General features: G+C 43.4%; 2 protein-coding genes. Both read right to left on the reverse strand.

Going from position 1 to position 1,230, the window contains the following annotated elements; all coding sequences use genetic code 11:
- A partial coding sequence (locus NC238_05375) for a hypothetical protein (protein MCM1565370.1) occupies positions 1-640 on the reverse strand: 640 nt, incomplete at its 3' end.
- A 349-nt stretch (positions 641-989) separates the two neighbouring features.
- A partial coding sequence (locus NC238_05380; protein MCM1565371.1) for a hypothetical protein occupies positions 990-1,230 on the reverse strand: 241 nt, incomplete at its 5' end.

The raw sequence follows: 1,230 nt of genomic DNA on the forward strand, positions 1-1,230 counted from the left end.
ACTTCCAGAAACTTGGCAGAATTGTTGCCATCCATACTAAAACAACAACCAGGGTACTAAAGAACAAAACGCCCAAACCTTCAGTCGGTTGTTTTGAGGTGCCGGCAAAAGGCCATTTCTGAAACAATGATACAAAAGGAATTTGAGCCATGATTACAGGCAAGGCAAAGAAATTTGCGACTTCCCAGCCCTCAAAGGCCAACTGCACCTCCTCGGCTGTCTTGGGTGTAAACATCAGAGCCAGACTAAACGGTTTCCACCAGATACCAAGAAAACCGATGATCACAAAGAACGCTATAATGCCGGCAAACCAGGCCGCAATAGTATACCAAAGACCAGCATGGGGCTGTTTTGAGGTAAATATTGTCTTGCCATAGTTGCCCATAATTAAAGTCAGCCAGATCCAGGGATTGATCACCATCCAAAAAAAGCTGCCTTCCACCATTACACCTATTAACTTACCCGCCATCTGCGGATCTGCCGCTGCCAGCCCTGGAGCAGCCAAAACGCTAAAGATAGATTTGAAAAGCGTTGACCACAGCGGCCAGAATACACAAGCTAGAACAAAGCAAAGAACCCCGGCGGCCAAACCGGTGGTCAGCTGCCCTTTAAAGGTCCGTTTTATTATGAGTTCTTGCATTAAATACCCCCCTATTGTTTGTTTCCTGATGAAGCAGCCAGCGCACTGTTGATACATATACTTTTATTAATTTAAGTTTGCAAACTTATGAAAGCGTATCATGTAAAATTAACCTTTTCTATAGTCAGAAGAGATAGTATATTCTATCAATTGCCTTCCGATTTAACAGTTGCCCGCTTATTAACCCATAAAATCCATTAAAAAAAGAAGCGGGAGGAATCGTCCCCATTTAGAAGGACCTCCCCCCGCTTCCTCATTATTTCAAGTTGTTTATACTTATCCGTCGTCAGAAGAGCTGATAGCAGTTGAAAAAATGCAGTGAAACAAAAAGAACGTCCCCCTGTTTCCCCTAAAACAATGGTCTTTTTATGTACCTCTTTTTTGTTTTTATTATTAAATCCAATACCGGGCGGGGCATAGTTGCAAGCAGCAGACCGACCCATACCTTATAATCTCTCTGCCTGTAACAGGCAGCTTTTATAAAATGCATGCGGGCTCTTTTACAATCACGCATCCCCAGCATGCCTATTCCGACTGACCTGTGGTGGATACATCTGAGTTCAGATTCATACTCAGGGTGCAAATCAATC

Origin of the sequence: Dehalobacter sp. (assembly GCA_023667845.1) — a bacterium.
In the GTDB taxonomy this organism is placed as follows: Bacteria; Bacillota; Desulfitobacteriia; order Desulfitobacteriales; family Syntrophobotulaceae; genus Dehalobacter.